The sequence below is a fragment of the Sessilibacter sp. MAH1 genome (assembly GCF_054658315.1).
This window is the reverse complement of record NZ_BAAGIC010000013.1, coordinates 154,366-160,365: the sequence shown is the minus strand read 5'-3', so window position 1 is coordinate 160,365 and position 6,000 is coordinate 154,366. Positions and strand designations below refer to the sequence as shown.

General features: G+C 43.9%; 4 protein-coding genes and 1 CRISPR repeat array. Of the genes, 3 read left to right on the top strand and 1 reads right to left on the bottom strand.

Annotated features, from left to right (window positions below; genetic code table 11):
- Positions 1-571 precede the first annotated feature (571 nt).
- Genes ACYQ28_RS13835 through ACYQ28_RS13825 form a run of 3 tightly spaced genes read left to right on the top strand, consistent with a single transcriptional unit; the run spans position 572 to position 3,260 of the window.
- Positions 572-1,369: a hypothetical protein gene (locus tag ACYQ28_RS13835; RefSeq protein WP_460050741.1), complete on the top strand. Its 798-nt coding sequence runs from the start codon at positions 572-574 to the stop codon at positions 1,367-1,369.
- An 11-nt stretch (positions 1,370-1,380) separates the two neighbouring features.
- Positions 1,381-2,313: a type VI immunity family protein gene (locus ACYQ28_RS13830; protein WP_460050743.1), complete on the top strand. Its 933-nt coding sequence runs from the start codon at positions 1,381-1,383 to the stop codon at positions 2,311-2,313.
- A gap of 17 nt (positions 2,314-2,330) precedes the next feature.
- Positions 2,331-3,260 (top strand): type VI immunity family protein, encoded by a 930-nt coding sequence (locus ACYQ28_RS13825; protein ID WP_460050745.1) that lies wholly within the window; start codon positions 2,331-2,333, stop codon positions 3,258-3,260.
- A gap of 56 nt (positions 3,261-3,316) precedes the next feature.
- A CRISPR array of direct repeats spans positions 3,317-4,809; the repeat unit is 29 nt; unit sequence CGGTTTAGCCCCGCGTGTGCGGGGAACAC.
- A gap of 117 nt (positions 4,810-4,926) precedes the next feature.
- Here ACYQ28_RS13825 and ACYQ28_RS13820 read toward each other — a convergent pair.
- Positions 4,927-5,619, bottom strand: a complete 693-nt coding sequence (locus ACYQ28_RS13820) for a hypothetical protein (RefSeq protein ID WP_460050747.1) — start codon at positions 5,617-5,619, stop codon at positions 4,927-4,929.
- Between the last annotated feature and the right edge of the window lie 381 nt (positions 5,620-6,000).

The window sequence follows — 6,000 nt, the reverse complement described above, 5'->3', positions numbered from 1 at the left end:
TTGTGAAGAAATTGGAAATCACATTTTCAATTTCTTCCCTCTGATTAAATCAAGGATGAGTTAATCAGAGGTTCCTAAATTTAAATACATTAATTTTTAAATCGACATCAACTTGTCACTCTCTCAGTAAAGGCCAGTAAAAATTACTGGCCTTTATTTTATCTCTAGAAAATCGCAAGCCTCTTCCTTTGCATAAACCTCTCAAAAGCTCGCAACCAAAATACCTATTGCTCTTTAAAAAAATCCACAAAAACTAAATTTATTGAAAAAATAAATTCAAAAAAATTTACAAACTCCATTGATAAGAACGGTAATAAATTAATTTCATCCTGAAAAATAGACACAAACTTTAAAATCAACCTCGCGTGCGCAGGGAACACAAAGGTCTTTTTACTATTTTCCGATTCACCTCTTAAAATTTTTTGATCAACACAAATAAGCATTAGAGATTATTTTCAATAAAACTTAAAAATGTGATTTTATTAACACCTTAAAATTATTTCTTCTGCGATTTAAATTTATAAACCTGCACCTAGATTAAAATGGATTTCGATACTAGGTAATGTTAATTATGAGTACGCAATGCCAAGATTCTTGTGTGGGTCATATTATGTCTTGCACACTACTGTCACATTCAGAAAGTTTTTCAATGAACGAGATGGCTGTAATCACAAATCGTATCAGCGAAGAAATTAAAAAAACTCAAATCCACGCTGAGCAAGTGAAAAACGATTTTAAAAACAAACTCGCCTCCGGCAAGGCAACTCGCGAAGAACTGATTATTAGCGAAACTCAAACAGAATTACCCACAGAACCCATCGAAAAGCAAAAGGCTTTGGATCAATCGGTTCTGTGCAGCGTTGCCTGTTGTTGCAATCAAAATCCTAGCACAGGCTCGTCGGATCAAAATTTGTATCAAGCCTGTGTACATGGCGTTTTTGCAACTGCCGACGCTGCGCTTAACTACAAAAGCCGGTATAAGTCTGAGGTGTCTTTTGATATGGGTATGGAGACCGATGGTATACCGAGACCCATAATGCACCGAAATCCTAATAACCCAGACTGCACAGAACCATCGCATAATTGGATGGCTCGCACAAAAGAGGTAGAGGGCTATAAACCGGGAAAGGGTTATATTCGAAGGCCGGATTTAACCATTGTGAAAAATCCCGCCAAACCACCTACCGCTGATAATATAGAACGCGTGATAGAGTATAAATTTAGAAGCGATAGTAGAGATTATGCTCAAGACGAAGCTTACGAAGAAATTGCCGGAGGGATCGAGAACTACGACATTTATCGCATTGGAGGAAAGCTTCAAGATAGAGAGAAAGCCTGTAACTGCAAAAAACCCGGCCAAATTATTTAAGGAAACTTAGAATGCCAACATTTGATTACAGCACTATCACGCAAGAGCCTGTTGTCTACTATCCTAGAAGTGGTAATCCATCTGCCGTTTTAGGTTTAGCGATGGAGTTTTATATCGGCGGACCCGGTCAAGGTAAACGAATAGAAAATGCGGCAAAGTGTGTTGAAATATACTTAAAACAAGCTAGCGGAAAATTAAAACAATACATGTTGGATAAACACCGCCAAATGCAAGATTTAAAAGATGGTGAGAACATCGACCTGAGTCTTATATACGAAATGGCCGATCCTGAAAATACCTTTCAGATTCAGGCTGGCATTGAAGAAGATAAAGCAGGTTTTTGGTCATTGGGCGCTTACTTAAATACGGTAATGCGACAGAATTATTTGGGTAAATTATTGATAACCTATCCGTTTTCTTTTCTCGATCAAATCGGACTTGACGGATTTATTCAGCAATTTGTCTCAATGTGCAATGCCATGGAAGTTGAGCACGCCTACGCTGGCCCGAGTTTTATTGAGCCTTTTAATGTAGGTGGCATGGGCGCATCCCATGAAGTTATAGGCTCGCAGCTCTTTAATTATCCCTGCTTTAACGCCTATAACTTAACAACAACCGGAATTAATTTTGGCGATGGTACTAAATCCATTGCTTTTCTAACGGCAGTTTCTAATCGTATTCTCGAAAAAGCCGGTGGTGCACAAGCGGTTTTAGCTAACGCAGGCCCAACCACACTATCCTGCCCTTACAGTAACGGTGTGATTTTCCAAGCAGGCAATATTCCCCAAATTGGTTCCCCTGATTTTATCCCTCAAGAATATATTAATTTAGGTCGAGCATTAAAACCGACACGTGCAGAATTTAGTAAGACCTTATTTTATGATCCTGAAGGGAAAGACAACAAAGCATTTACCCAGCGTTGGTTATCTCGGTTTGATGGGTAAACAATCGGATCAATAAAATGACGACATTCAACTACCAACATATCACTCAAGAACCAGTCGTGAATTTCTCGGATGCCGATCCCGCCGCCGTTTTAGGTCTAGCGATGGAGTTTTATATTGGTGGCCCCGGTCAACCCGGTCGTGTTCGAGCAATGGCCGATTGCGTACAAACCTATCTAACACAAGCTCAAGGGCAATTTCGCAGCTATGCGGTTGCTAATGATCGCGTCATGCGTCGTTTAACGCCCGGAGAAAATATTGATCCCGCATTGGTCGAGGCAATGGTAGACCCAGAAGCGGATTATGAAATTGAGGCGGGTGGCGAAGAAGGCAAAGCGCAATTTTGGTCGTTAAGCAGTGACTGTATTAAAGCGAAAAGGCAGTCGTATTTAGGGCATTTACTGATTACCTATCCACTTTCTTTTCTTGATAAAATCGGCCTGGATGGTTTCATTCAGCAGTTTGTCTCTATGTGCAATGCTATGGAAGTTGAACATGCCTATGCCGGCCCTAGTTTTATTGAACCCTTTGATGTTGGTGGAATGAATGCTTCACATTCCGTTATAGGATCACAGCTATTTAACTATCCTTGTTTTAACGCTTATAACTTATCGACGACATGCAATGAGTTTGGCGATGGCACTAAATCCATTGCTTTTCTAACAGCAGTTTCTAATCGTATTCTCGAAAAAGCCGGTGGTGCACAGTCCGTGTTAGCGAACGCTGGCCCAACCACACTATCTTGCCCTTACAGTAACGGCGTTATTTTTCAAGCTGGAAGCGTGCCGCAAATTGGTTCGCCCAGTTTTATTCCTCAAGAATATATTAATTTAGGTCGTGCGCTAAAACCAACGCGCGCTGAGATCAACGACTCTTTATTTGATGATCCCGCAGGTATAGATGACGATGGATTTACCCAGCGTTGGTTATCTCGGTTTGATGAGTAAAACATCCCAAGTGTGCGGGAACACGACTTCGATTTGAATTCTGGTTTGCCTGACGGCGGTTTAGCCCCGCGTGTGCGGGGAACACAAAATTTATGGGTATGATCTATAACGCTAATACGGTTTAGCCCCGCGTGTGCGGGGAACACAATTCTTTCTACCGCCAGACGAAACGCATAGTCGGTTTAGCCCCGCGTGTGCGGGGAACACATCGGGCAAAACATCACCCGTTAGGCGATCCACGGTTTAGCCCCGCGTGTGCGGGGAACACAAACTCTGACTTACGCTCAGACTCTGCAAACTCGGTTTAGCCCCGCGTGTGCGGGGAACACAAATCAAAAGCGACAATCACAAATTACAAGTGCGGTTTAGCCCCGCGTGTGCGGGGAACACCCGGGTAGATTGTGGTCGTGGTCGTTGAGCACCGGTTTAGCCCCGCGTGTGCGGGGAACACAACAGAAAAACTACATAGACCAGACGGCACAACGGTTTAGCCCCGCGTGTGCGGGGAACACGATGCACTTTTCATGCTGTCGTGACGTGTCGTCGGTTTAGCCCCGCGTGTGCGGGGAACACTATAATGGGTATCAGATACCCATTGCACACAACGGTTTAGCCCCGCGTGTGCGGGGAACACGGTTTTTTCTCTTCGCCAAGTCGTGCAAAAAGCGGTTTAGCCCCGCGTGTGCGGGGAACACTGTTGTCGTCTTCAAATTCAAACCCGTATTCCCGGTTTAGCCCCGCGTGTGCGGGGAACACTATCCAACACCCTAGATCTAAAATCTTCAGTGCGGTTTAGCCCCGCGTGTGCGGGGAACACACAAGCATCTTTTCCTTGAGTTCACCGACCGACGGTTTAGCCCCGCGTGTGCGGGGAACACACCTCATAGCCGGGTACAGAAACATTTTTGATCGGTTTAGCCCCGCGTGTGCGGGGAACACATGAACAATCACTTGTTCAGCATAAACCAGGCCGGTTTAGCCCCGCGTGTGCGGGGAACACGAGTTTTCTCCAGCATTAATTAATGGTTATGCCGGTTTAGCCCCGCGTGTGCGGGGAACACCGCATGATCTCTTTTAGTCATTATATGACCCGCGGTTTAGCCCCGCGTGTGCGGGGAACACCTCTTTAACGATACTGCATGCGAATCATTGTGCGGTTTAGCCCCGCGTGTGCGGGGAACACAATCACTTTCTTCAGTGCTGTTCCGCCAAAATCGGTTTAGCCCCGCGTGTGCGGGGAACACGGTCATTGTTGGCCAGCAGACCGGCAGGTTGGCGGTTTAGCCCCGCGTGTGCGGGGAACACCAGAAAGTGGCTGGATTTTATAAGTTATTGCTCGGTTTAGCCCCGCGTGTGCGGGGAACACATTTTGAATATAGAAATCAACTTCTAGATGCACGGTTTAGCCCCGCGTGTGCGGGGAACACGATATTAGATTATTAGGGTTTTAAAACCACAACGGTTTAGCCCCGCGTGTGCGGGGAACACTCTAACGGAGTTGTCACCCTCTCGAACGATGTCGGTTTAGCCCCGCGTGTGCGGGGAACACTCTTAATGTATATGATTGATTCTTATAGGAAAATATCGCACTGATATTTCTACCAAGCCTTTGGCGCGCAATACATCTATAAATATGGCGCTAATTACAGGGTGAGAAAGAACCTTTTTAAGAAAGGCTAAGGTGGTCGATTTTAGGGTTGAGTGGTGTTTTATGGGATTTTTTCTCGCCCATGTCCGAGCCTACCGGTGCCACATCAAAGTTAATGTCTCCTACTTCAACAGGCGCGACATTAGAGGGTTTTTGCCCTAAGTCTGCCCCAGCTTCGGCTATGTCTAAGGTTGGAGGTTGCACAATTTTTTCGGGCTCAGAACGTTTCGCTTGGCCTAAATCAGAGCCTGTCTCCGCTAAATTCCAAGAGGGTAATGCAACCTCAACGGCTTGTTCGTGAGCCAGCTCCGTATGGTCAACCAAATTACCAGCGGCTTCTTTTAAACTAAAGCCAGAAATATCAATTTCTTCGGCTTCAGCTTGCCCTTCTTTTGCACTAGCACCACGCGGCATTAAATTAGCACCTACCGGCGCAAGGGTAAGCTTACGGGTCTTGGGTTTGGCGGGAATATTAGTTTGGTTAGTAACAACCGAAACCTGAGCGCCAGCTTTGGTTAAAACAACTTGGTATTTTTTAGCGGTTTCTTTATCGAGCTGTTTTTTGAGCACTACCGATTTTCCGGTAAATAGAGCCTCGACTTTTGGCGCTGGTAATTTAAACAATTTGGCCAAATTAGCCTTTACTTGAACCAGATTACTGCCAAGTACAATGTCTCCGCGAAACACAATGTCGAATTTTTCTTCACTCATAACCTTCAACCACACCCTGTTACCAAATTCGCAAATAATTAGTCAGCCGGTTCTCAGTTTAACCGATTGGTTAGTGTTAATTTTACAAAGAAATTGTCTTTATAAAATAACCTAGACCACAAATTCAGGTTAAGCTGGAAATAATTAGTCAGTAACAATTCTGACTGGTTAAGCAAATAATTAAATTAAGAGTTTCGTACTTTCAAACTGGCACAATAATCTAACTTTATGTGGCTGTTCAGTGATTCAACGCGAATTTAATATTTTAAGTTAATGAAAAAACCGAACAGTTAGCGAAGAACCTCAAACAATTTTTATTAGTAAATTATTTTATACCCGTAACTGATCACTCAATTAATACAAAAGTGTAAAGTATTCTAA

Excerpts from the sequence above, each read along its gene's own strand:
- ACYQ28_RS13835 (WP_460050741.1), top strand. The coding sequence starts at position 572 with ATGAGTACGCAATGCCAAGATTCTTGTGTGGGTCATATTATGTCTTGC.
- ACYQ28_RS13830 (WP_460050743.1), top strand. The coding sequence starts at position 1,381 with ATGCCAACATTTGATTACAGCACTATCACGCAAGAGCCTGTTGTCTAC.
- ACYQ28_RS13825 (WP_460050745.1), top strand. The coding sequence starts at position 2,331 with ATGACGACATTCAACTACCAACATATCACTCAAGAACCAGTCGTGAAT.
- ACYQ28_RS13820 (WP_460050747.1), bottom strand. The coding sequence starts at position 5,619 with ATGAGTGAAGAAAAATTCGACATTGTGTTTCGCGGAGACATTGTACTT.